Source organism: Aneurinibacillus sp. UBA3580, assembly GCF_002375825.1.
Lineage (GTDB): Bacteria > Bacillota > Bacilli > Aneurinibacillales > Aneurinibacillaceae > Aneurinibacillus > Aneurinibacillus danicus.
In genome coordinates this window covers 1-25647 of record NZ_DFMZ01000030.1, presented here as the reverse complement: position 1 = coordinate 25647, position 25647 = coordinate 1, and the positions used below count along the sequence as shown (strand labels likewise).

The window sequence follows — 25647 nt, the reverse complement described above, 5'->3', positions numbered from 1 at the left end:
CTATTGAGAGGGGATGCGACTATTGAAGAAAATTACGGTTATCGGACTTGGGGCTGGAAGCCTGGATGGCCTTCCCCTAGGCATTTATCGCATGGTAAAACAGGCGAATCATCTCTATTTACGGACGGAGAAGCACCCGGTGGTCGCGGAACTTGCGGCGGAGGGGGTAACCTACGAAAGCTTCGATGCTATATACGAAGCACATGACCAATTCCCGGAAGTATACGAGGAAATCAGTGAGTGCCTGCTTCACCTGGCGGAGGAAAAAGGAGCAATTATCTATGCCGTGCCCGGTCATCCGCTGGTGGCAGAGCGCACGGTGCAGTTGCTGTTGGATAAAGCCGGACAACGCGGTGTGGATGTTGAGATTAAAGGCGGACAGAGTTTTCTTGACCCGGTATTTGCCTCGTTGAAAATCGATCCGGTAGAAGGGTTTGCCTTGCTGGATGGAACTGATTTGCGCGGGCACCAGATTCAGCCGGGCCTGCACAACGTAATCTGTCAGGTATATGACGCATTCGTTGCGTCGGATGTAAAGCTTACGCTGATGGAAGTATATCCGGATGAATACCCGGTCACGGTCGTAACGGCAGCGGGTATAGCGGGAGAGGAACAGATTGAAACGGTACCCCTCTATGAACTGGATCGCCTTACCAGCTATAGCAACCTGACTACGGTGTATGTTTCCCCGACGGAAGAAGCTCGGGTGTTGAACCGTCAATTCTGGCGTTTGCGGGAGATTGTTGCGATTCTGCGGAGTCCGAATGGTTGTCCGTGGGACCGGGAGCAGACCCACCAGTCCATCCGAAAGAATTTAATTGAAGAAACGTATGAAGTGCTCGAAACGATCGATGATGACGATCCGGATGCGATGTGCGAAGAAATGGGGGATTTGCTGCTACAGATTATGCTTCATTCCCAGATGGCGGAAGAAGACGGCTTTTTTACCGTTCAGGATGTTATTGCCGGGTTAAACGAGAAGCTTATCCGCCGTCATCCGCATGTGTTCGGTACGTCAGAAGCAGAAGACGCAGACAAAGCGTTGGAGAACTGGGAAGCTATTAAAAAGAAGGAAAAAGAGGGTAAAGGAAAAGAGACGGTTTCCCGGCTTGACGGGGTGCCGCGTGATTTGCCCGCTATTCTTACCGCGTACAAGTATCAGAAAAAGGCAGCGGATGTCGGTTTCGATTGGGACAAGCTGTCCGATGTACTCGATAAAGTAAAAGAAGAGTGGGAAGAGTTGAAGGAAGCACAGACGCTGGAGCACCGCCGGGAAGAGCTTGGTGATTTACTGTTCGTAATCGTAAATGTGGCCCGCTTTATGAAGATTGACCCGGAAGAGGCACTGGCTTTGACCAATAAAAAATTCTATTACCGTTTCTCCTACATTGAGAAAAAGTTGCGGGAAGCGGGCAAGACGTTTGAAGATACCACGCTTGACGAGATGGAGAACTGGTGGCAGGAAGCCAAACAGAAAAAGAAAGAGGAAGAAGGGATATAGCGATGCGACTCGATAAATTTTTGAAAGTTTCCCGGTTGGTGAAGCGGCGTACGCTGGCGAAAGAGGTATGCGACCAAGGGCGCGTTACCATTAACGGTCAAACCGCAAAGTCCAGCTCGAATGTAAAAGTAGGTGACGAGCTCACCGTCCGCTACGGCAATAAGCTCGTCACAGTTAAGGTTGAGAAATTGCTCGACACGACCAAAAAAGACGAAGCGGCTACTCTCTATACTATGCTCAAGGAGGAATACATTCCCCGCGATAATCCGGAAGAACCTGATGCATCTATCTGGTAACAAATAGAAGGAGAAAAGAAAATAGGAGGTACGGCGCACTCGATTCCTTTATAGGGTTTCCTTCAGCCCGTCCCTTAATCCCGCTGAGCAAAAAAAGGGAAACCCGGCGCCTTACCCTCCTATTTTCTTTTACCTTCCAGGTTATCCATAGGTGATATCCTGTTCTTCTTCCCAACTTCTTTTGTTCTATTCTGCGCCTCCCTTCAATAGGATGGTATAAAAAGGAGGGTGGGCCGTGATGATGGAAACGAATCCGAAGAAGACCATTCGCCATGATGTGATGATGATAAACCGGAAAAAGCTCGACATAACGGGTGTGCTCAAGGTGGAAAGTTTCGATCATGAGGAGTTCCTGCTTCAGACGGAGGCGGGTTTTCTTACGATAAAGGGAAAAAACCTGCACATGAAAAACTTAAGCCTTGAGACGGGACAGGTATCAATCGAGGGCTTGGTCTTTGCAATGGAGTATATTGATGAATCCTACCAGGGAGAAAAAGCCAGGGGAATCTTTGGCCGGATCTTTAAGTGACGCTTACCGGGCAAGCAGCCACCATGCTGTCGATGTTGCTGTGCGGATGGACTATGGGCATGCTGTACGACACATACAGGACGATGGAGCGTAGGTGCCGCCTTCCCGTCTGGCTTGTATGGATATCTGATTTTCTTTTCTGGATAAGCTGTACCTTTCTTGTATTTGGTACGCTTCTCCGGGTAAATGAAGGTGTAGTGCGGATTTACATCTTCCTGGGGCTTGGCATGGGCATAATTCTGTATTTTCTTTTGTTTCAGCGTATGTATCTCCGAATTTTGAACAAGCTTATCACGTTTTCTTTGTGGTTGTACCGGGTCACCATAAAAACGGCGTATTATCTGCTGGTCGTCCCGCTTCTTTGGCTGTACCGGGCATTGATCACGGTTGTGCTCTTTCTGTTTTCCGTCCTGCTAACCATAGGAAAATGGCTATTCCGCCCTTTTCTTCTTCTCGGAAGCAAGACGGGGAATTGGATATGGACGAGATATCTGCAGAAACCGACGCAAAAAATAAAAAGGATGTTCAGAAAAAAGTGGCAAACCTTGACGGGCTGGATAAAAGGTAAGAAAATGTAAAATAACCAATCAGGAAAGGTGAACGATATGCAGCAATCGCAATCTAAGCCACAAAATTACGGTCGAAAGCGCCGGATGCGTCTTTTGCAGATTATTGTCGTTTTGTTTTTGTCATGGGCGGGCTACACGTACTACTCGCAGAGCCAGCAATTGGCCGATAAACAGCGTGAGCTTACGGATTTGCAGCGTCAGGTAACCAAGGTACAAGAAGAACAGAAACAACTCGAATTACAGGTGAAACGGATGAATGACAAAGAGTATATCGGGGAGCTGGCACGAAAGAATTTCTTCCTCTCAAAAGAAGGGGAAATCATCTTTTTGACTCCGGATGAAGAAAAGAAAAACCAGTAAGGACGCAGGATAGGGAGCGGTAGCTCCTTTTTTTGTTTGCTTTTTTCCGTTAGAGATACTTATAAAAAATATCGACATCCCGTGAAAAAATAAAGAAGTAATTGTCGGAAAATTTTTAATTATACCCTTCTTGTTTTGACAAAATTTGTTTTTGCTATGTGCTTATAATGGGAATCACAAAATTCAGATGAGGTGGTGTTAAGGCATGATTCGTAATCAGTCCATGTCAGCAACAGCAAAGATGACGGGTAGAATGGGAGTCACACTTGAAGGAGCCAACAAAAAAGGAAGGAATTGGTTATACGCAGTCTCGCATCAATGGAGTGTATTGCATCTAGTCATGGGGTTCTTGTTGGGCCGGGCGATTATTCTTCAGGAGCTCTCCCCGTTTGCTGTCCCTTTTTTCGCGGTGATGTACTTTCTAAAGAGAAATCGGCTGCTTCTTATCATGTTCTCAATTATGGCCGGAAGCGCGATGCAGTCGATAGAGATCGCTTCTGCAAATTTTATCGGGATGGCGATCGTGCTGGTCTTGCTAAGCGGGGTGGAGAAGCGCAGGAGGATAGAGTTGAATTATACCCCGCTGCTCTCTTCTCTCGCGGTCCTCCTCAGCAGCACGGCGGTCGATTATATTATGAACAAGCTGAGCTGGCATGCTGTATTCATGAACGGCGTAGCGGCGCTGCTTAGCCTAATTCTTACGTTGATTTTCGTGCAGGCGGTTCCGATCTTGACTTCGAAGCGAAGCCACCAACATTTGAGGACGGAAGAAATCATTTGCTTAATTATTCTTCTGGCGTCGATTATGACGGGAACGGTTGGCTGGATTATACAGGATATATCGGTGGATAATGTCCTTTCGCGTTATCTGGTCCTGTTATTTGCCGCCGTGGGCGGAGGGACGGTTGGTGCTGCAGTGGGCGTTGTAACCGGACTTGTACTGAGTCTGGCTAACATAGATGCAATTCATCAGATTAGTTTGCTGGCGTTTTCCGGTTTACTGGCCGGGCTGCTGCGTGAAGGGAAGAAATGGACAGTCGCTCTTGGGCTTCTCATCGGTTCATCCATTCTGACCATCTATGTGGGCGAGCAGCGGGAGATTCTGCAATCTTCGCTGGAAACGTTCGCAGCTGTTCTGCTCTTCTTGTTGACTCCGAAATTCGTACAGGAGGAAATTGCAAAGTTCATTCCGGGCACGGAAGAGAATGCTTCTTCTCAGCAGCAGTATTTGCGAAAGGTGCGTGATATAACGGCAGGAAAGATGAATCAATTCGCCCAGCTTTTCACAAAGTTATCTGAGACATTCGCCTATCAACATTTAACGGAAGCGCCGGATGAAGAGCGGCAGAAAGATTATTTTTTGAGCGAGGTGACGAAAAACACGTGTCAGCGCTGCTGGAAGAAAGATCAGTGCTGGAACCGTGACTTTGATAATACCTATGAAGCGCTCACTGACATGATGCACATTATGCAGAGGGACGGAGACATCAATGTAAACGAAATGCCGAAAGGCTGGGTTCGTAAATGCGTCAAGCAAGATCGCATGCTGGCATACATGGAACAGGAGTATGTGCGCTGGCAGACCCAACTGAATCTAAAGCAGCAGATTGCTGAAAGCCGACGGCTTGTGGCCGATCAGTTAGCGGGTGTCTCGCGCGTGATGAAAAACTTTGCCAGTGAAATACAAAAAGAGGGTATTCATCTCCATGTGCAGGAAGAGCAGATTCTCGGGGCTTTAGAAGGTGTGGGATTATCTGTGCAAAATGTAGATATTTTGAATTTGGAAGAAGGGAAGGTGGATATTGAGATTACGCAGCTATCTTGCCAGGGACGGGATGAGTGTTCAAAGATTATTGCTCCGCTGCTGACAGACATTCTAGGCGAGAAGATTATGGTGAAGAATAAAAATTGCCAGGCGCTTGAAGAAGGTACATGCCGCATGTGCCTGGGTTCCGCACAGGCGTTTGAAATTGAAACGGGAGTAGCCGGAGCCGCCAAAGGCGGGCAATTATTATCGGGCGATTGTTTTAAAATTATGGAATTCGGCAGCGGAAAAATGGCGCTCGCGATGAGTGACGGAATGGGCAACGGAGAGAGGGCATACCTGGAGAGTTCTTCGACGTTGGAGTTGCTGCAGCAACTTCTCGAATCGGGTATGGAAGAGACGTTGAGTATTAAATCGGTGAATACGGTGCTTTCTCTCCGTTCACCGGATGAAGTGTTTGCAACAGTAGATCTGGCGCTAATTGATCAGCATACAGGGCAGGCGAAATTTATCAAGACGGGATCGACACCAAGTTTTATTAAGCGAGGAAAGGAGGTTATCCCGATTTCGGCAAATAATCTGCCGATCGGCATTATCGATGATATTGAGGTTGATGTGGTGAGCTATCAACTCAAGCCGGGCGATTTGTTAATTATGGTGACGGACGGTATCTACGAAGCGCCGCGCGTAGAGAATAAAAATCTCTGGATGAAACGGAAAATTTCCGAATTGAAAACGAACGATCCGCAGGAGGTGGCGGATTGCCTGCTTGAACTTGTGATTCGCCAGCATTACGGCGAAATCCATGACGATATGACGGTAATGGTCGCCCGTATTGAGCATTATATGCTTCCGTGGGCGACGATCCCGGTGCCGAACGCTCCGAAAATCGATCGACCTCGGTACGTCAGCTAGTATATAAATGATTTCGCCTCGTCCAACTATAAGGAATGGTTGGGACGAGGCTATTTTTTTGTTATAGTTAAGGACAAACAAAATTTTTTGAAACCAACGCTAGGCATGATGCGTATAGTAAGTAGGTCAAGCGTTGACCAAATGAATTGAAGGTGGAACGATTGCTTGGACAAATGAAGAAAACGATACAGGCGCATCGTCTGTTCGGGATGGGTGAGACCATTATTGTGGCCGTTTCGGGCGGACCAGATTCGGCGGCGTTGTTGCATGCTCTTACCGAAATGCGTAGAGAGTATGAGCTTACGCTGGTGGCCGCGCATGTCAATCACCAGTTCCGCGGCAGGGAGTCAGAAGAGGATAGCAGGTATGTAGAGCGTCTGTGTGATAAACTTGAAGTCCCCTGTTTCGTCGAGTCGATCGATGTTCCCCGTCTTATCAGAGAGACGGGATTGAATCCCCAGGACGCGGCCAGACAGGTTCGCTACCGTTTTTTCCGGCAGGTGGCAGAGAGAATGGGAGGGACGAAGGTGGCGACGGCCCATCATGCGGACGATCAATTGGAAACAATATTGATGCGTTTGGTCCGGGGAACCGGGGTGGAAGGCCTGGCCGGCATTCCGGTATGCCGCAGAGAAGAAGGTATCGATATCATCCGTCCGATGCTTGATGTCACCAGAGAGCAAGTGGAGCGTTATTGTGAAAAGCATAAGCTTGAGCCTCGCCATGATCAGAGCAATTTCAGTGATACGTATTTACGTAACCGAATTCGCCATCATTGGATTCCGCTTATGCGAGAAGAAAATCCACATCTTGCGGGAGCGGCTGCGCATCTTGCGGAGGTGCTACGGGAAGAAAACGACTATTTACGGCAGGAGGCGGAGGAGAGTCTTACAGCCATCATAGAAAGGTGGAATGCGAATACAATAGTCGTAAGACAAAATGATTTTCTGGCGCATCACCTTGCTTTACAAAGGAGGATGATTAAACTAATATTAAGTTATCTGCTGAAAAGCGACATAAAAGAAACAGGGTATACGCATATTGAAAATATACGGCAAATCATCGAAAGTGCCCACCCGGCAGCCTGCACTCATTTACCTGGAAATTTGCAGGTACGCAGGGAGTATGAGCGGGTGATTTTTTCATCTATTTCAGACACGATCCTGATACCCCCCTACATATATTCTTTGAACATTCCCGGACAGACGTATATTCCGGAAATAGATCGAACGATTTACTGTTATTACGGGAGCAAAGACGAAGGGAAACAGCTTGAGGACGGCACATTTGCCATGTTTGATCCGGCGATCGTTAAGGGTAAACTATACGTAAGGCAACGGCATGCCGGAGACCGCATGGTACCTCTTGGCATGAGTGGAAGCAAGAAAGTGAAGGATATCTTAATTGATATGAAGATTCCCCGGCACAAGCGTGACCAAATTCCTATTCTGACAGACGATGAACATATTCTCTGGATTCCCGGCGTGAAGCGTTCGAGTTGGTATATGCCGCTTGCGGAAGCGGATACCGTATTGTATGTAGTGCTTCAACCGTCGCTTTTTTGACAATTTCATTTTCTTTTCCGGGTACATCTATATACAGTGCGGCGGAAAGGGTATGATTGACAGCGGAATATCAATTTGTGACCGTGTTAATACCAGGAGGCTCATCATGGAAAAAGACATTGAGAAAGTACTGATTACAGAAAAAGAAATTGAAGAAAAAGTTCGCGAGTTGGGACGTATTCTCTCTGAAGAATATGAAGGAAAAAACCCGCTCGTTATTTGTGTTTTACGGGGAGGTGCCCCTTTCATGACAGATTTGGTGCGTCGCATGGATATCCCGCTTGAGATGGATTTCATGGCCGTATCCAGTTATGGCGCTTCCACGCAATCTTCCGGAGTTGTGCGGATTGTGAAAGACCTGGATACTTCTGTGGAAGACCGTCATGTCATCATCGTGGAAGATATTATCGACAGCGGGCTTACACTCAGCTATTTGATTGATATTATTGAGCGCCGCAATGCCGCTTCCGTTAAAGTGGTAACATTGCTTGACAAGCCGGCGCGCCGCACCGTCGACTTTAAACCTGATTATTGCGGATTCCAGATCCCGGACGCTTTCGTCGTTGGATACGGACTGGACTACGCGGAGAAATACCGGAATTTACCTTACATTGGCATATTGAAACCTGAAGTATACAGCTAAGCCTTTAAGTTGTGAACGCCGGGTTTCATGTGGTAAAATAATGTAGGTGTTTTTGAGCGCGAGAGGAGGTAAGGAATGAATCGGTTCTTCCGCAATACAGGATTTTATCTGCTAATCATTTTAGTAACGGTTGGGATTGTGAACTTCATTACCAACCAGGGTACGGACACATCGAAAATCCCTTACAACGAGTTCCGTCAGTACCTTAACCAGGGCAAAGTTGCCGAACTGCAGATTCGTCCTGACCGAGGTACATATTATATCCAGGGTAAGTTGAAGGACCAGACCATCTTCTATACGAATGGGCCGCTTTATGACAACGAGAAGCTGCTGCAGCAGATAGAAGAAGCGAATCTGGCGAAAGAAGAGTACCAGGAACAGAAAGGTGATTCTGTCTGGCTTACTTTTCTTACCTCGATTATTCCTTTTGTTATTATCTTTATCTTATTCTTCTTTCTGCTGAACCAGGCCCAGGGTGGCGGCAGCAGAGTTATGAACTTCGGTAAAAGCAAAGCGAAGTTATATAACGATGAGAAGAAGAAGGTTACCTTTAATGACGTAGCCGGGGCGGACGAAGAGAAAGCCGAACTGGTCGAAGTCGTGGAATTTTTGAAAGACCCGCGCAAATTCGCGGCATTGGGTGCACGCATTCCGAAAGGGGTATTGCTTGTCGGCCCTCCGGGTACCGGTAAGACGCTTCTAGCCCGTGCGGTTGCAGGGGAAGCAGGCGTGCCGTTCTTCAGTATCAGCGGTTCCGATTTCGTTGAGATGTTTGTGGGTGTCGGTGCCTCCCGTGTTCGCGATCTGTTCGAAAATGCGAAGAAGAACGCTCCATGTATTATTTTTATTGATGAGATTGATGCGGTTGGCCGTCAACGTGGTGCAGGGCTCGGCGGCGGGCATGACGAGCGCGAACAAACGCTCAACCAGTTGCTTGTTGAGATGGACGGTTTCGGCGCGAATGAAGGGATTATCATTATCGCGGCAACCAACCGTCCGGACATTCTGGACCCTGCTCTGCTGCGTCCGGGACGTTTTGACCGTCAGATTACAGTAGATCGACCTGATGTGAAGGGACGCGAAGCAGTGCTGAAAGTGCATGCACGCAACAAACCGCTCGCAGAAGAGGTCGACCTTGATATTATTGCTCGCCGTACACCGGGCTTTACGGGTGCGGATCTTGAGAACTTGTTGAATGAAGCGGCGCTGCTTGCAGCACGACGCAACAAGCGCAAGATTGAGATGAATGAAGTGGATGAAGCTATTGACCGTGTTATCGCCGGTCCGGCCAAGAAGTCCCGTGTCATTAGTGACGATGAGAAGAAGCTGGTGGCATATCATGAAGCGGGGCATACGATTTGTGGTTATTTCTTAAAGAATGCTGATATGGTTCACAAGGTAACCATCATTCCGCGCGGCAGCGCAGGCGGATATACTGTCATGCTGCCGAAGGAAGACAAGTTCTTCGCTACGAAGTCGGATCTGTTGGATAAAATTGTAGGTCTCTTAGGCGGACGGGTAGCGGAAGAGCTTGTGCTGAAAGAAATAAGTACGGGCGCACACAATGACTTTGAACGTGCTACGGGCATCGCCCGCCGCATGGTTATGGAGTTTGGTATGAGTACGAACCTTGGGCCGATGCAGTTCGGCCAGAGCCAGGGCCAGGTGTTCCTGGGTCGTGATTTTGGCCATGAGCAGAACTACAGTGATGAGACTGCTCGTCAAATCGACCAGGAAATCCAGACAATCATTCGCGATTGTCATCAACGTTGTACCGACCTGCTCACCGAGCATATGGATAAACTGGAAGCGATCGCTCAAGCGCTTCTTGAAGTCGAAACGCTTGATGCCGAACAGATCAAGAGCATCATCGAGACTGGTTCGCTCAAAGGCAACGCTGACGATGTTAAAGAAGTTACTACCGGCGATGTGAAAGTGCAAATCACCGGCAAATCGGAAGATTCCGCACCGAATCCGGGCATCGACAGCGAAGAGCGCGGCAAAAGCGATGCGTAAGAAAGCAAGCACAGCCTCCCTTAAAAAAGGGGGGCTTTTTTGCGTTTACAGATGAAGTTGTAAATATGGACCATACCCCATTCCTTCCGGCTCTGTTTTGCTGAAATTCAACGGAGTGAAAAAACAAGAAACCTATTGCCCATATCTGTATGATAGCCTGCATTTCCCTTTCTTTTGGGTGTGTACAATTCTGCGGATTAACGGTATGATACAGGTATTCTGTTAGTTGCCGGGGAGGCACTGCAATTTTTTAGGATTTACAATGGAGGTTGCTTATATGGAAGCGTTAGCTTTAGCGAAGAAGGAACAGCGGAACCAGGAATTGCGGGAGAAGATTATGCGTCTGAAAAAAGAGAGAAACGCCATTATCCTGGCCCACTACTATCAGCGCCCGGAAATCCAGGAAATCGCGGATTTTCTCGGAGACTCTTTTGGACTTGCACAGAAAGCGGCGACTACGGATGCTGATGTCATCGTATTTTGCGGAGTTCACTTCATGGGTGAAAGCGCTAAAATCCTGAATATGAATAAAACGGTCCTTATTCCGGATGAGCGCGCCGGTTGTCCGATGGCAGACATGGTAAATGTAAGCGGGCTGAAGAAACTGAAAGCCCAGCATCCAAACGCAAAGGTGGTTGCGTATATCAATACGTCTGCCGATGTGAAAGCGGAAACAGACATTTGCTGTACATCGTCAAACGCCAAAAACGTGATTGAATCCATTGACGCGGAAGAAATCATTTGGGTGCCGGACAAAAATCTGGGACACTGGGTTTCCCAATTCACCGACAAAAACATGATTATCTGGGAAGGTTATTGCAATACGCATGACCAGTTAACCGTGGAAGATGTAATGAAACTGAAGGAAGAGCATCCGGACGCCCAGTTCGTCGTCCATCCGGAATGCCGTCCGGAAGTTGTAGCCATGGGGGACTTCGTCGGCAGTACAACCGGTATTCTTAAGTATTGTCGTGAATCAAATCACAAGAAGTTTATCGTTGGAACAGAGGATGGAGTAGGGTATAAACTTCGTTTAGACAGCCCGGATAAAGAGTTTATCTTTGCTTCAAAATACCTGGTTTGTCCGAATATGAAGGTCAATAACCTGAAGAAAATCGCTGATTGTCTGGAAACGATGCAGCCGCAAATCTATGTGCCGGAAGACATCGCGGATAAAGCCCGCGCTTCCCTTGAACGCATGTTGGCTGTAGAGGCAGTTCAATAATAAAGTGAAGGGCGTAAGAAAGAAGGATAAAACAGATGGTACCACGCTATGTCATCGACTTTAAGTTGACGGAACTTGAAATGTATACAACCGATGTGCTAGTCATCGGTTCAGGAATTGCCGGCCTTTATACTGCACTGAAAATAAGCGAAAGTCGTGATGTCATTCTGCTAAGCAAGACCGATTTGACGCAGAGCAATACCCGTTATGCGCAGGGTGGCATTGCCGCTGTTACGGCAGAGACGGATTCCCCTGAACTGCACAGACAGGATACTTTAATCGCCGGTGCGGGCATCTGTTCCAATGAAGCGGTTGAGGTATTGGTTAACGAAGGTCCATCTTGTATTACCGATTTAATTCATTATGGAACCAAATTTGATGAGGAAGACGGGGTTTTGGCTTTAACAAAAGAAGGGGCTCACAGCCAGCGCCGCATTCTTCATGCCCAGGGGGATGCTACGGGAGCGGAAATTGTGCGCGCGCTTTCGGAACGTGCGCTGGCTAACGAGCGGATTACGATTCTCGAGAATCATTTTACGCTCGATTTGGTGACCCATCAGGGCGAATGCATCGGTGCACTTGTGCGCAAGCCTGACGGGCAGGTGGTCTATGTACGGGCCAACGCGACTGTATTGGCTACCGGCGGAGCCGGACAGTTATATCGCTATACCACCAACCCGGAAATTGCCACCGGCGACGGGATGGCCATGGCGTACCGGGCTGGGGCCTATATTAAAGACGTGGAATTCATCCAGTTTCATCCAACTTCGTTATGCTACCCAGGTGCTCCACGGTTCCTGATTTCCGAAGCGGTACGTGGTGAAGGAGCGGTCCTGCGTAATATCAACGGAGAGCGTTTTATGGAGAAGTATCATCCACTGAAGGAACTGGCTCCCCGCGACGTGGTTGCGCGCGCGATGGTGTCTGAAATGGAGTCAACGGGTTCCACGTTTGTTTACCTGGATATTACCCATGAATCAGAAGAGTTAATCAAACGCCGTTTCCCGAATATTTACAAAGTTTGTCTTCGCTACGGATTGGACATGGTAACGGATTGGATTCCAGTTGCTCCGGCTGCCCATTATATTATGGGAGGAATTAAAACCGACCTGTACGGTGAGACGGCGACCAGACGGCTATTTGCCTGTGGTGAGGTCTCATGTACCGGGGTGCACGGTGCAAACCGGTTGGCCAGCAACTCACTGGCAGAAGCGCTCGTCTTCGGGCGCCGCATTTCTGAGCGAATCAATGAGCTTACAGACATCGGTAATGATATACCGGCTGTTTCTTTCTCGTTGATGCGCCAGCAAACGATGAAAAGCGAGACGGTGATGGAGCGTAAGCTGCGTATGCAGAAGCTAATGCTTACGCATGTCGGCTTAAAGCGAAGTGAAAAAGGGTTGACCAAAGCGGTTCGCGAGTTGGAGCGTTATGCAAAAGCATTCCGCATGAAAATGGAGAAGCCTGAAGAGCTGGAATACCTGAATCTGCTGACATGCGCATGCCTGGTTGCGAATGCGGCATTGCTTCGGGAAGAAAGCCGCGGCGGACATTACCGTGATGACTTTCCGAAGCGGGACGAGCTTGTTTGGCGCAAGCATATCGTCCAGTCGATTGAAGACGGGGTTTTAGAGGAGAGAAGCGCGAATGAAGATGAATGAACGTTTACTGGACCAACAGATTGAGATGTGGCTTCAGGAAGACATCGGGTTTGGTGATGTAACCGGCCTTTCGACAGTACCGGAGGAATTAGAAGGAACCGGTATTTTGTACGCCAAGCAGGACGGCGTAATTGCAGGTCTTGATGTGGCGAAGAGGGTATTTTCGTTTGTTGATTCCGGACTTGTCTTTTCACCAAAAGTAGAGGAGGGAGCTTTTGTTGAAAAAGGCACGGTCATTGCGCAGGTGGACGGACGTGTGCAAAGCGTTTTAGCCGGTGAACGTCTCGCTTTAAACCTGCTGCAGCGACTATCCGGTATTGCTACTATGACGCGTAAATATGTTGAAAAAGCGCGTGCCGTAAGTGAAAAAGTTCGCATAGTGGATACGCGTAAGACCACGCCGGGACTAAGAATGCTCGAAAAATATGCGGTCACTGTGGGCGGCGGTCATAATCACCGTCTAGGCCTGTTTGATGCTGTGATGATTAAAGATAACCATATTAAAGCGGCAGGTGGCATAAGTGAAGCTGTATCGCGTGCAAGGGCGGCAATTCCCCATACAATGCGCATTGAAGTAGAAGTAGAAACGCTTGAACAGCTTGAACAGGCCATCGCTTGCGCGCCGGATATTATTATGCTGGATAATATGGAGCCGGAAACGATGGAAGAGGCGGTAAAGCGTGTGAATGGGCGCATAATTCTGGAAGCCTCAGGCGGTATTAATCTGGATACAATAGAAAGGATTGCAGCCACCGGCGTTGATGTCATTTCAGTGGGAAGTTTGACGCACTCCGTTTCTGCACTGGATATTAGTCTTGATTTAAACCAAAGAAAACGATAGGCAGGGATACAATGTTATTTGTCATTGACGTAGGGAACACAAATATTGTGCTTGGTGTATATGAAGGTGACGAATTAAAGCATAACTGGCGCATCAGCACGGACCGGGGCAAGACGGCCGACGAGTTTGGCATGCTGATTAAAAGTCTGCTTGCCGATAAAGGACTCACATTTAGTGATATTGAAGGTATTATCATATCTTCCGTCGTTCCGCCGCTGATGTTTCCACTAGAAAAAATGTGCCATAAGTATTTTGATATTAAACCGATGGTCATTGGACCGGGACTTAAAACCGGACTGAACATCAAAGCAGAAAACCCGCGCGAAGTCGGGGCGGACCGGATTGTGAATGCGGTGGCTGCCATTCATCATTATGGAACGCCGTTAATTGTCGTGGACTTCGGTACGGCGACGACGTTTTGTTTCATTGATGAAGAAGGTGGCTATCATGGCGGGGCCATTGCGCCAGGTATCGGAATTTCCACTGAGGCTCTGTACAGTCGGGCGGCTAAGCTTCCCCGTATTGAGTTGGTAAAGCCGCCGAGTGTTATCGGACGTAATACCATTCATGCTATGCAGTCAGGTATCATTTATGGGTTTGTGGGTCAAGTAGATGAACTGGTCCGTCGTATGAAAGCGGAAGTTGCCAAAGAGCCGAAGGTCATCGCCACAGGCGGGCTGGCCGAGCTTATCGGAAGCGAATCCAACGAGATTGATATTGTAGATCCGTGGTTAACGGTGAAGGGACTTCGATTGATTTACAACCGTAATAAGAAGTAACGAAGAAAGGCGGGAATGTTCCCGTCTTTTTGCTTCATACACAGGTTGTGGTAAACTAATTTTAAAGATGTGGGAAATGTCCCCGATACTTCAAAGAAGAAAGAGGAAGAACAAATGAAGGATCATTTAATTCGCGGAATTGCGCATGATGGCTTTGTACGCGCGTTCGCGGTATGTACTACAGATACAATGCGGGAAATTCAGCGTCGCCTGGATACTTGGCCGATTGTAAGCGCGGCGCTTGGCCGTACGGTCTCCGGCGCGGTGATGATGGGTGCTATGCTGAAAGGCGATGAACGTCTGACAGTCGTAGTGCGCGGCAATGGACCTGTCGGCCAGATTGTAGCCGATGCCAATGCGAAAGGAGAAGTGCGCGGTTACGTACATAATCCGCATGTCCATTATAGTGAGAAGAACGAAAAAGGAAAGCTTGATGTACGACGTGTAGTCGGGACGGAAGGCAGTATCACCGTCACAAAGGATTTAGGGCTAAAAGAGCCGTATCAAGGCACAAGCCCAATCGTTTCCGGCGAGATTGGGGAAGACTTGACGTACTATCTTACTGTCTCTGAACAGGTGCCTTCTGCAGTCGGTGTAGGCGTACTAGTAAATCCGGATAACACGGTAAAAGCATCTGGAGGTTTTATCATTCAATTAATGCCAAACACACCTGAGGACGTGATTGAGAAACTGGAAAAAACGCTCGCTTCTATCCGTCCGGTATCCACTATGATTGATGAAGGTATGTCTCCTGAAGAGATACTGTACGAAATTTTAGGTGCCGACTTTACTCTACTCGATAAGCATGAAGTCGTATTTAGCTGTCATTGTTCGCTGGACCGTGTGAATCGGGCCCTAATCAGCCTTGGCAAAGAGGAACTTGATGCTATGATCGAAGAGCAGGGAGAGGCCGAGATTACCTGCCATTTCTGTAATGAGACATATCATTTGAATAGAGAGGATTTAGAGAATCTTCGCGCAAATTTGTAATGGGCAATTGACGTTTATATAGGTCGATTGGTATAATATGTACAAAACCTATTCAAATAGTAGGGATTGATGAGGAGGATTTCTGATGCGGGTAGCTCAATCCATTACCGATTTAATTGGATACACGCCATTAGTAAAGTTAAATCGGGTGACGGAAGCAGATGAAGCAAATATTTATTTGAAACTGGAGTTTTTTAATCCCGGCAGCAGCGTAAAAGACCGGATTGCTCTTTCCATGATTGAGGCGGCAGAGCGGGAAGGCACTTTGAAAGAAGGCATGACAATTGTAGAGCCGACAAGTGGAAACACAGGAATCGGTCTGGCCATGGTAGCGGCGGCTAAAGGATACAAAGCCCTGTTGGTAATGCCGGACACGATGAGCATGGAACGCCGTAACCTGCTGCGTGCTTATGGGGCAGAGCTTTTGCTTACACCAGGAGCAGAAGGCATGGGAGGCGCTATCCGGAAAGCGGAAGAGTTGGTTCGTGAGAATAAAGATTACTTCATGCCGCAGCAGTTTAAGAATCCGGCCAATCCGAAGGTTCACCGGGAGACAACCGGTAAGGAGTTACTGGAACAGGCAGAGCAAATTGGCGGAGTTGATGCCTTTATCTCCGGAATTGGTACGGGAGGAACGATTACAGGCGCCGGACAGGTGTTAAAGGAAAAGTACCCGAACATCCACATTGTCGCTGTCGAGCCGGCAGCATCGCCCGTACTTTCCGGTGGAAAGCCTGGACCGCACAAAATCCAGGGGATCGGCGCGGGATTCATTCCAGATACGCTTGATACAGAAATTTATGATGAAGTCATCAAAGTAGAGAACGAAGAAGCGTTTAGCATGGCCCGCCAGGTGGCACGGAAAGAAGGTATTCTCGGCGGTATTTCCTCCGGTGCGGCCATACATGCCGCCAAGAAGGTGGCCAAGAAATTAGGGCCCGGCAAGAATGTCATCGCTATTATTCCAAGCAATGGTGAAAGATATTTAAGTACCCCTCTTTATCAATTTGACGAAGAATAAGTATAATAAAAGAATGAGAGCCCTTGTCCTGTGTGGAGGCAAGGGCTTGTTTCATGCAGGGAGCAATGGATGGAGGGAAGCAAGTGAGACAACCGAGAGAATGGACAGCGAAATGGCTTACAGACTACGAACGTGCACCGCTATGGCAAACAATCAAATGGGTAGCTCAAAACCCATGGCAGTTGTACAAAAAGCTGCGGACAGAAAGCGAATACGCCTTTATTCTGGAAAGCGGACGAAATGGACGTTATACCTATGTAGGGGCGAAACCGGCCGCTTCTCTGGTATATAAAAACGGGCAGATTAGCGAGAACGGGCAGCCTTTATCACCCGTCATGTCAGATCCGATGACAGTGGTACGGCACTGGATGGGACACGAATTCTCACCCGGTGTAGATGAAACTGCAAAAGCCGGTTTGCCGGATTGGATAGGCGGAGCGGTCGGTTACCTAAGTTACGATACGGGTCGGTATTACGAAGCGTTGCCGCGCCTGGCAAAAGATGATTTACAACTTCCTGACATCTATCTCATGCAAGTGGAACAGTTCTATGCTTTTGACCATCAGAATAAAGAGATATTTATGATTGTGCATGTTGGAGAACGGGCCGAATTGCGTGGAATTGAGGAGGCGGAAGGACGGCTTGCAACAATGTCCCTTATGCTTGAGGCGGCGTCGGAAGGATTCGAACATCCTACCCTGCCTGAAATGGAAGGACAGCGAGAAGAGTATTTGGACGAGATAAAAACTTCTTTTAACCAGGGAGAATTTGAGCAGGCCGTTACACGAGCGCAGGAATATATCGCCGCAGGCGACGTCTTCCAGGTCAATCTTTCCGTCAGGCAGACCAGGAGAACGGAATGTGAAGCTGAAGAAATTTATGAAGTGCTGAGAATGATCAATCCTTCACCGTACATGGGACTCTTGCGGTTTCCGGAATTTCAGCTTGTATCCGCATCTCCCGAGCTATTGATTCAAGTAAAAGGCAAGCGGCTCAGTACACGTCCGATTGCCGGAACGCGCCGGCGGGGACAGACGGATGAAGAGGATGCGGCGCTGGTCCGTGAGCTGCTTGATAACGAAAAAGAAGTGGCCGAGCATATTATGCTTGTTGATCTAGAGCGCAATGATTTAGGACGGGTCAGCCGCTTCGGTTCCGTGCATGTCAACGAGTTGATGGTCGTGGAGAAGTACTCGCATGTGATGCATATCGTCTCAAATGTAGTGGGGGAGTTGGCCGATGATAAAGATATGTACGATGCAATCATCGCCGCTTTTCCGGGAGGAACGATTACCGGCGCACCGAAAGTACGGACGATGGAAATTATTGAAGAGTTAGAGCCGGTAACGAGAGGGCCGTATACCGGAGGAATGTGCATTCTGGGATTCGACGGAAACGCTGTCTGCAACATTATCATCCGGACGATTGTTTTGAAAGACGGAGAAGCCCATGTGCAGGCCGGTGCAGGAATTGTGATTGACTCTGTGCCCAAAGCAGAGTATTATGAATCATTAAAGAAGGCAGAAGCTCTATGGAGGGCGCTTTCTTTAACGGAAGCTAAGCGAAGAGTTGAGAAGAGTTCGAGAGAGGAGAGTCGAGTATGATTCTGATGATTGACAACTATGATTCATTTACGTACAACTTGGTGCAGTACCTGGGAGAATTGGGAGAAGAATTGCGCGTTGTGCGCAACGACCAGATTACATGCGACGAGATTGCGGAACTGGCCCCTTCTTATCTGATGATTTCACCGGGACCGTGTACCCCGAACGAAGCGGGTATCAGTCTGGAGGCGATTGAGAGGTTTGCGGGCAAGATTCCGATTTTTGGCGTGTGTTTGGGCCATCAGTCGATTGCCCAAGTATTTGGTGGCCGGGTGATCCGGGCAGAGCGCTTAATGCACGGAAAGACATCGGAAGTATTCCACAATGGAGAAGGTATTTTTGCCGGATTGCCTGTACCGTTTCGAGCAACGCGGTATCATTCGCTTATCGTAGAGCGGGAAACATTGCCGGATTGTCTGGAGATTACCGCGGAGACGGCGGAGGGGGAAATTATGGCGCTGCGCCACCGCGAATTTCCGGTAGAGGGCGTGCAATTCCATCCGGAGTCGATTATGACGGAACACGGCAAACAATTGCTCCAAAACTTCCTCGTGCGCTACGCTCCACTTACGAATATATAAATAAAGGAGCGAGAAAATCGTGAAAGTTTTTCTCGATGGACGTATTATGGATAGTCAACAAGCTGTGATCTCGCCGTTTGATCACGGCTTTCTTTATGGTTTGGGGCTATTTGAGACAATGCGGGTATACAGCGGACATATCGCGCTTCTGGAGCGGCATTACAACCGCCTTCGTCAGGCGGCGGAAGAGCTTGGCATCGACGTTACAATGACGCGGGAAGAACTTCGATTTGCGATTCTTGAAACGCTGAGCGCCAATCAACTGCACGATGCATATGTCCGGGTTGACCTGACGGCGGGAGATAAAGGGCTGGGACCCTACGCCGGTGTATATGATGAACCGAGCTGGCTAATCTTCGCCAAGCCTGTACCGGAATTTCCGCCCGCATTGTATGAAACCGGAAAGAAACTGCAGGTACTGAAGCGGCCGCGCAACTCGCCAGAGGGAGAATGGCGGTTTAAGTCGCACCATTATATGAACAACCGTTTCGGTAAAATGGAAATCGGAGCGAATCCGGACGTAGAGGGGTTATTTTTGACCGAGAACGGGTGCCTGGCGGAAGGAATTGTATCGAATCTGTTCTTTATCTCGGAAGGTGTAATCTATACACCAGACATAAAAACGGGAATTCTGCCTGGCACAAGACGGGAATTTGTGATGGAATTGGCTGAAGCGCACGGATACACCGTACGGGAAGGCTGGTATTATATTGAGCGTCTCATGGTGGCCGATGAGGTGTTTATAACGAATGCCATCCAGGAAATCGTGCCGATTCATACGGTGAATGAAAAAAGAATCGGCGAGGGTACAATAGGAACGATCACCAGACAATTGCTTGAGCTATACCGGAAGCATATTGTCTAAATCCAGGCCGGACATACTAACAGGGAGGGAGAAGAGCATGCGGCAAGGAATACAGGCAGGTCCATATGAATTACCCGTTCACCGGCGCACGCTGGTCATGGGAATACTTAATGTAACACCGGACTCTTTTTCTGATGGCGGACATTATCAGAGTGTAGAGCAAGCTCTGATGCATGCGTGTCAGATGGTGGAAGAAGGGGCGGACATTATCGATATCGGAGGCGAATCAACGCGTCCGGGGCATGAACCGGTCAGCATGGAGGAAGAATTGGAACGGGTCATTCCAGTAATTGAGAGATTGTCCCGTGAAATTGACGTTCCGCTGTCCATTGATACATACAAAGCAGAAGTGGCCAGACAGGCAGTGGCGGCGGGTGCGCATATTATCAACGATGTCTGGGGAGCCAAAGCCGACCCGCTGATGCCAAAGGTTATGGCTGAAGCGAATGTGCCGGTCGTATTAACGCATAATCGTCATAACAAAAATTATACGTCTTTCGTGGATGACGTGCTACAGGATATGAGGGAGTGTATTAACCTGGTGCGGGAAGCCGGGGTAAAGGACAATCACATTATTCTGGATCCGGGAATTGGATTTGCCAAAACGTATGAGCATAATCTCGAAATGATGTACCATATGGATAAACTGGTCGCGCTGGGGTTTCCGGTGTTGTTGGGCACGTCTCGTAAGTCGTTCATCGGCAAAGCATTAGGTAATGTACCGGTAACGGAACGGATGGAAGGAACGGCGGCGACAGTGGCGTTCGGCATAGAGCGGGGCTGCCGAGTTGTGCGGGTGCATGATGTACAGCCGATGGTGCGCATCTGTCGTATGATGGATGCAATGCTGTACGGCTGGCGGCAAGAGAAGGAGTGATATAGCGATGGATAAAATTCTGTTTAATAAAATGGAATTTTGGGGCTATCATGGCGCATTTAAAGAGGAGAATACGCTAGGGCAGCGTTTCTATGTCGATCTGGAGATTTATTTTGATCTTTCAAAAGCGGGGCACAGTGATAATTTGAAAGATACCGTAAACTACGCCGACATTTATAAAACGACTCAGCAGGTTGTAGAAAATGAAAAGTATGAACTCGTAGAAGCGATCGCGGAACGTCTGGCAGCTAAAATTCTGGATAGTTACCTGCTTATTGACGAGATTCTTGTTCGTGTGACCAAGCCGGATCCACCAATTCCCGGGCATTACCAATCTGTGGCGGTAGAGATTAAGCGCAGTCGGGAAAGAGCTAATGGATAAACAACGCACAAAGGCCTTCCTCGGATTGGGTTCAAACATGGGAGAGCGAGAAAAATTATTGGTGCAGGCAGTGAATTTGATCAATCAAACACCTGGAATCCGCGTGCTGCAAAGCTCTTTTATCTATGAAACCGATCCAGTCGGTTATACAGAGCAAGACGCATTTCTCAATATTGTTATTAAAATCGAAACCAGCCTTTGCGCTGCAGAGCTGCTTTCCCGTACCCAGGAAGTTGAAGCCGAATTAGGAAGAGTACGCACAATTCGCTGGGGACCGCGAACGCTGGACATCGATATTCTTTTATATGGGAATGAATGGTTGGATGATGGCGATTTGCAAATTCCGCACCCCAGAATGACAGAGCGGGCTTTTGTCCTCGTACCACTTGCAGAAATTGCACCTGAAGTTCAGATTCCTTATAAGGCAGGAGGAGAAGTGGAGTTTTTGCACATATCGGATGCGCTTGCGAAAGTGGACGGGAAGGAAGGTGTAAGGAAATGGAATACGCTTGACTGGGAGCAATCCTATGATAAAATAGGGGAATAATTAGCGGCTTTTTTTGAACATACAAGGAATAGCCCGTACTTTTTACACAAAGTATATGTGGAAGGTGGAAGCATGGCTAACCTGAAAATAGGAAACATCGAGTTGAAAAATAACGTAGTGCTTGCTCCGATGGCCGGTGTATGTAATCCGGCGTTTCGTTTGATTGCCAAGGAGTTTGGGGCGGGGCTTGTTTGTGCGGAGATGGTTAGCGATAAAGGCATTGTTCACGGGAACAAGAAAACGATCGAGATGTTGTATGTCGATGAGCGTGAGAAGCCGTTAAGCCTGCAGATTTTCGGCGGGGATAAAGAAACGCTGGTGCAGGCGGCGAAATATGTGGATCAGCATACAAATGCCGATATTATCGATATCAATATGGGCTGTCCGGTGCCTAAGATCGTTAGCTGCGATGCGGGCGCACGCTTGCTTTTAGAGCCCAACAAGATCGAAGAGATAGTGTCCGCGGTGGTCGAGAACGTATCGAAGCCGGTTACAGTAAAGATGCGCATTGGCTGGGATGACGATCATATTTATGTCGTCGATAACGCCAAAGCGGTAGAGAGAGCAGGCGGCCAGGCGATTGCGGTACACGGCAGAACACGTGTGCAGATGTACCAGGGCAAAGCCAACTGGGATTACATTCGTCAGGCGAAGGAAGCTGTCAGCATTCCGGTTATCGGCAACGGAGACGTCGCTACGCCGGAAGACGCGAAGCGAATGATTGAGGAAACGGGCTGCGACGGTGTCATGATTGGCCGTGCCGCGCTCGGTAACCCCTGGATGCTGTACCGTACGGTTGAGTATTTGACCAAAGGTGAGCTTCCAGCGGATCCGACTCCGCGTGAGAAGATTCAAATCGCATTGCTTCATCTTGACCGTCTCATCAAGGTAAAGGGCGAGAAAGTGGGTGTGCTGGAGATGCGCAAACATGCTGCCTGGTATCTGAAGGGTCTGCCAGCATCAGCACAAATCCGTGACGAAATTAATGTGCAGGAAACGCGTGAAGGTATGGCGAATCTTCTGTTGTCCTATCTTGAACGGATAGAGGCGAAAGCTGCAGAGTATGCGGCGAAGCATGAGGCCAAAAAGGTAGAAGCGGTTCATTAACGCGATTTGACATTAGTCGAGGGCTACCATATAATACCTTCATATCTGCATGGGAAACTGCCAGTGCTTTCACTGGCAGTTTCATATATGTCTACTATTCGCATAATAAATACAATTTTATCATACACTCTACGATACATCAGGCGCAGGAAAAGAAAAGACTGTATTAGGATGGGGGAATGTGAAAATGACGGAAAAAGAAGTAATTCTGACCGCTGCAGGTTTGCAGAAGCTCGAAGAAGAACTGGAACAGTTGAAGACGGTCAAACGCCGTGAAGTGGCTCAGCGCATTAAAGAAGCGATTAGCTACGGCGACTTATCCGAGAACTCAGAATATGAAGAAGCGAAAAACGAACAGGCTTTTATTGAAGGTCGTATCATTACACTCGAAAAAATGTTGCGTAACGCGCGTGTGATTTCGGGCGATGAACTGAATACCGGTATTGTAAGCGTTGGCTCTACTGTTAAAGTAAAGGACCTTGAGTTTGACGAAGAAATGGAGTTCAAAATTGTAGGTTCAGCGGAATCTGATCCAACACAGAATAAGATCTCGAATGAATCGCCAGTAGGATTGGCGCTTCTTGGCAAATCGAAAGGATCTATTGTAGATGTAAACGTTCCCGCTGGTGTAGTACGTTACGAAATTTTGGATATTAAAGTGGACTAATTTTGGCTAAGCTCCTTCGGTTACGTGGGAGCTTTTAGCCGGTTTTAGGCTACAATTATGGTAAAAGATTTTGAGGAGTTGAAAGCAAGCATGTCTCGACAAGAAGAGTTAAGTGAATTGGAACAAATTCGGCGTGAGAAGCTACATACGCTGCGTGAGAACGGAATCGATCCGTTTGGTAAGAGGTTTGAGCGCTCTCACACAGCTAAAGAAATTCTGGATCAGTATGGTGAGATAGAAAAGGAACAGTTGGACGAGCAGGGGATTGAAGTATCTATTGCGGGTCGGATGATGGCCAAGCGCGGACAGGGCAAAGCCGGCTTTGCGCATCTGCAGGACCAAAGCGGCCGTATTCAAATTTATGTGCGTCAAGATCAGGTTGGTGAACAGGCGTATGATATGTTTAAACTTTGCGATATCGGCGATATTCTTGGTGTAACCGGCGTAATTTTCAAGACGAAAACAGGGGAGACAAGCGTGAAAGCGAAAGAAATAACGCTGTTGAGCAAATCCCTGCGTCCTCTGCCGGAGAAATTTCATGGCTTAAAAGATGTGGAGACCAGATACCGCAAACGCTATCTGGATTTAATTATGAATCCGAATGTGAAGGATACGTTTATCGCTCGTAGCTTGATTCTACAGTCGATGCGCCGTTATTTGGATGAGCGTGGCTATCTTGAAGTAGAGACTCCGACCATGCACAGCATTCCGGGTGGTGCTGCTGCACGTCCTTTTATTACGCATCATAATGCATTGGATATGCGTTTATATATGCGTATCGCAACGGAGCTGCACTTGAAGCGGTTGATTGTCGGTGGTCTTGAGAAAGTATATGAGATTGGCCGTATCTTCCGTAATGAGGGAATTTCTACACGTCACAATCCTGAATTTACATCGATTGAGCTATATGAGGCATATGCGGACTATAAAGATATTATGCGCTTAACGGAAGAGTTAATTGCACATATCGCTCAGGATGTATTTGGTACGACTTTATTTGACTATCAGGGTCATCAGGTTGAATTAAAGCCGCAATGGAAGAGAATCCATATGGTGGATGCTATTAAAGAAGTAACCGGGGTTGATTTCTGGCCGCAGATGAGCGACGAAGAAGCGGTTGAACTGGCGAAGAAGCATAACATTCCGGTACCTCCGGGCGCGAAATACGGGCATATTGTCAATGAATTCTTCGAACATTTTGTGGAAGAGACGTTGATTCAACCTACCTTTATTTACGGACATCCGGTTGAGGTGTCGCCGCTTGCGAAGAAGAATGAAGAAGATCCGCGTTTTACGGATCGTTTTGAACTGTTTATTGTGGGGCGTGAACATGCCAATGCATTTACCGAGCTTAATGATCCGATTGACCAGCGCCAACGCTTTGAATCACAATTGTTAGAGCGGGAAGCCGGTAACGACGAAGCGCATATGATGGATGAAGACTTCCTGGAGTCGCTTGAATACGGCATGCCTCCGACGGGCGGACTGGGTATCGGTATTGACCGTTTGGTGATGCTGTTGACGGATTCCCCGTCTATCCGTGATGTCCTGCTGTTCCCGCTGATGCGCGAGCGTACTGTATCAGAACAGTCGGACGAAGAAGCCGATGAGGGAATTATGGAAGAAGCATAAGGAGCGAAGCATAGAGAGGTGAGTGTAGTGCTCACCTTTTTTATTTATGTATAGGAAAGTATATTCCGCTTTACAGTGATAAAGCGAAATGTATTTTCCTTCCATTCGCAAGCGAAAAAAAACTCGCGAGGCGTGTGCCGACCATTGCTTTTTCCGTGTGGAGCGTGTGGCCCTTAAGGGAGAGAAAGACCGGCAATGGTTTCCCCCCTCGAGGTACCCGGATGTTTTGCCGGTCCGACCGAAGGGCCACAAAGCGGCCGTTTGTCTTTTGTGTGGAAAAAGGACGAGCGGCACCGCCCGCGAGTTTTTCTTATATGAATAAATTAAAAATCAGAAAGGAATTAGAAAATTAAAACATAAAAATTTATGCTTGCTTTCTAAGTTGTTTACATGATATATTAACTAAGTCGCTTTTGAGAGAAGTGCAAGAAATTTTATCATCAAATAAAAAACGAAAAAAGTTATTGACAAGATATATTGTTTATAATAAAATATAAAAGTCGCCGCTGAGACATGGCGATATAAAAAAAGAAGTTCCTTGAAAACTGAACAGTACCACTCGATGTGTGCGAGTAAAACAACCCATAAAAGTGTAGTGAATGCTTTTATGGAGCCCGAAAAGATACCCACGAAAGTGAAGGGTCGCTTTGTAGCGAATTCCGAGTACTTTCGCGGGGCCCGAAACGATTTCGTTTCAATTACTTAAGCT

The 25647-nt window shown here is 47.9% G+C and carries 24 protein-coding genes; all 24 read left to right on the top strand.

Going from position 1 to position 25647, the window contains the following annotated elements:
* The first annotated feature begins 13 nt into the window (after positions 1–13).
* The 24 genes from mazG (at position 14) to lysS (ending at position 24938) form a co-directional block, all read left to right on the top strand.
* Positions 14–1501 carry a nucleoside triphosphate pyrophosphohydrolase gene (mazG, locus tag B2899_RS04930; protein ID WP_146809831.1) on the top strand — a complete coding sequence of 496 codons (1488 nt, stop codon included), beginning with the start codon at positions 14–16 and terminating at the stop codon, positions 1499–1501.
* A 2-nt stretch (positions 1502–1503) separates the two neighbouring features.
* Positions 1504–1797: an RNA-binding S4 domain-containing protein gene (locus B2899_RS04925; protein WP_146809830.1), complete on the top strand. Its 294-nt coding sequence runs from the start codon at positions 1504–1506 to the stop codon at positions 1795–1797.
* Between the two features lie 238 nt (positions 1798–2035).
* Entirely contained in the window at positions 2036–2326 is a 291-nt protein-coding gene (yabP, locus tag B2899_RS04920) for a sporulation protein YabP (protein WP_371863551.1), read from the top strand.
* Positions 2323–2904 (top strand): spore cortex biosynthesis protein YabQ, encoded by a 582-nt coding sequence (gene yabQ / locus B2899_RS18390; RefSeq protein ID WP_146809829.1) that lies wholly within the window; start codon positions 2323–2325, stop codon positions 2902–2904. The genes yabP and yabQ overlap by 4 nt, the downstream gene beginning before the upstream one ends.
* 27 nt (positions 2905–2931) lie before the next feature.
* Complete coding sequence (locus tag B2899_RS04915; protein ID WP_146809828.1) at positions 2932–3255, top strand: FtsB family cell division protein; 324 nt, start codon at positions 2932–2934, stop codon at positions 3253–3255.
* A gap of 205 nt (positions 3256–3460) precedes the next feature.
* Positions 3461–5935, top strand: coding sequence for a stage II sporulation protein E (spoIIE, locus tag B2899_RS04910; RefSeq protein WP_286884375.1), 2475 nt, complete (start codon positions 3461–3463; stop codon positions 5933–5935).
* 161 nt (positions 5936–6096) lie between these two features.
* Complete coding sequence (tilS, locus tag B2899_RS04905; RefSeq protein ID WP_286884374.1) at positions 6097–7500, top strand: tRNA lysidine(34) synthetase TilS; 1404 nt, start codon at positions 6097–6099, stop codon at positions 7498–7500.
* Positions 7501–7606: 106 nt separating this feature from the next.
* Positions 7607–8143 carry a hypoxanthine phosphoribosyltransferase gene (gene hpt / locus B2899_RS04900; RefSeq protein WP_286884373.1) on the top strand — a complete coding sequence of 179 codons (537 nt, stop codon included), beginning with the start codon at positions 7607–7609 and terminating at the stop codon, positions 8141–8143.
* Positions 8144–8218: 75 nt separating this feature from the next.
* A complete protein-coding gene (gene ftsH / locus B2899_RS04895) occupies positions 8219–10159 on the top strand; it encodes an ATP-dependent zinc metalloprotease FtsH (protein WP_146809824.1) in 1941 nt (646 codons plus the stop codon).
* 277 nt (positions 10160–10436) lie between these two features.
* Complete coding sequence (nadA, locus tag B2899_RS04890) at positions 10437–11384, top strand: quinolinate synthase NadA (RefSeq protein WP_286884372.1); 948 nt, start codon at positions 10437–10439, stop codon at positions 11382–11384.
* Positions 11385–11419: 35 nt separating this feature from the next.
* Entirely contained in the window at positions 11420–13045 is a 1626-nt protein-coding gene (gene nadB / locus B2899_RS04885; protein ID WP_146809822.1) for an L-aspartate oxidase, read from the top strand.
* The gene (gene nadC / locus B2899_RS04880; protein WP_286884371.1) at positions 13032–13886 is read left to right on the top strand and encodes a carboxylating nicotinate-nucleotide diphosphorylase; all 855 of its coding nucleotides are present in this window, start codon (positions 13032–13034) and stop codon (positions 13884–13886) included. Before nadB ends, nadC begins: the two co-directional genes overlap by 14 nt.
* A gap of 11 nt (positions 13887–13897) precedes the next feature.
* Positions 13898–14665: a type III pantothenate kinase gene (locus B2899_RS04875; RefSeq protein WP_286884370.1), complete on the top strand. Its 768-nt coding sequence runs from the start codon at positions 13898–13900 to the stop codon at positions 14663–14665.
* A 114-nt stretch (positions 14666–14779) separates the two neighbouring features.
* Positions 14780–15655 carry an Hsp33 family molecular chaperone HslO gene (gene hslO / locus B2899_RS04870; RefSeq protein WP_146809819.1) on the top strand — a complete coding sequence of 292 codons (876 nt, stop codon included), beginning with the start codon at positions 14780–14782 and terminating at the stop codon, positions 15653–15655.
* Positions 15656–15740: 85 nt separating this feature from the next.
* Entirely contained in the window at positions 15741–16676 is a 936-nt protein-coding gene (cysK, locus tag B2899_RS04865; RefSeq protein ID WP_286884369.1) for a cysteine synthase A, read from the top strand.
* 83 nt (positions 16677–16759) lie between these two features.
* The gene (locus B2899_RS04860) at positions 16760–18280 is read left to right on the top strand and encodes an anthranilate synthase component I family protein (RefSeq protein ID WP_286884368.1); all 1521 of its coding nucleotides are present in this window, start codon (positions 16760–16762) and stop codon (positions 18278–18280) included.
* Positions 18277–18861: an aminodeoxychorismate/anthranilate synthase component II gene (gene pabA, locus B2899_RS04855; protein ID WP_146809817.1), complete on the top strand. Its 585-nt coding sequence runs from the start codon at positions 18277–18279 to the stop codon at positions 18859–18861. Before B2899_RS04860 ends, pabA begins: the two co-directional genes overlap by 4 nt.
* A 19-nt stretch (positions 18862–18880) precedes the next feature.
* Positions 18881–19726, top strand: coding sequence for an aminodeoxychorismate lyase (gene pabC, locus B2899_RS04850; protein ID WP_246147288.1), 846 nt, complete (start codon positions 18881–18883; stop codon positions 19724–19726).
* Between the two features lie 37 nt (positions 19727–19763).
* Positions 19764–20603, top strand: a complete 840-nt coding sequence (folP, locus tag B2899_RS04845; RefSeq protein WP_286884367.1) for a dihydropteroate synthase — start codon at positions 19764–19766, stop codon at positions 20601–20603.
* Positions 20604–20610: 7 nt separating this feature from the next.
* Positions 20611–20985, top strand: a complete 375-nt coding sequence (gene folB, locus B2899_RS04840) for a dihydroneopterin aldolase (RefSeq protein ID WP_146809814.1) — start codon at positions 20611–20613, stop codon at positions 20983–20985.
* Entirely contained in the window at positions 20978–21532 is a 555-nt protein-coding gene (gene folK / locus B2899_RS04835) for a 2-amino-4-hydroxy-6-hydroxymethyldihydropteridine diphosphokinase (protein ID WP_286884366.1), read from the top strand. The genes folB and folK overlap by 8 nt, the downstream gene beginning before the upstream one ends.
* An 81-nt stretch (positions 21533–21613) precedes the next feature.
* On the top strand, positions 21614–22639 hold the full coding sequence (dusB, locus tag B2899_RS04830; protein WP_146809865.1) for a tRNA dihydrouridine synthase DusB: 1026 nt from the start codon (positions 21614–21616) through the stop codon (positions 22637–22639).
* Positions 22640–22826: 187 nt separating this feature from the next.
* Entirely contained in the window at positions 22827–23306 is a 480-nt protein-coding gene (gene greA, locus B2899_RS04825) for a transcription elongation factor GreA (protein WP_146809864.1), read from the top strand.
* Between the two features lie 90 nt (positions 23307–23396).
* Positions 23397–24938 (top strand): lysine--tRNA ligase, encoded by a 1542-nt coding sequence (gene lysS, locus B2899_RS04820; RefSeq protein WP_286884365.1) that lies wholly within the window; start codon positions 23397–23399, stop codon positions 24936–24938.
* Positions 24939–25647: the final 709 nt, after the last annotated feature.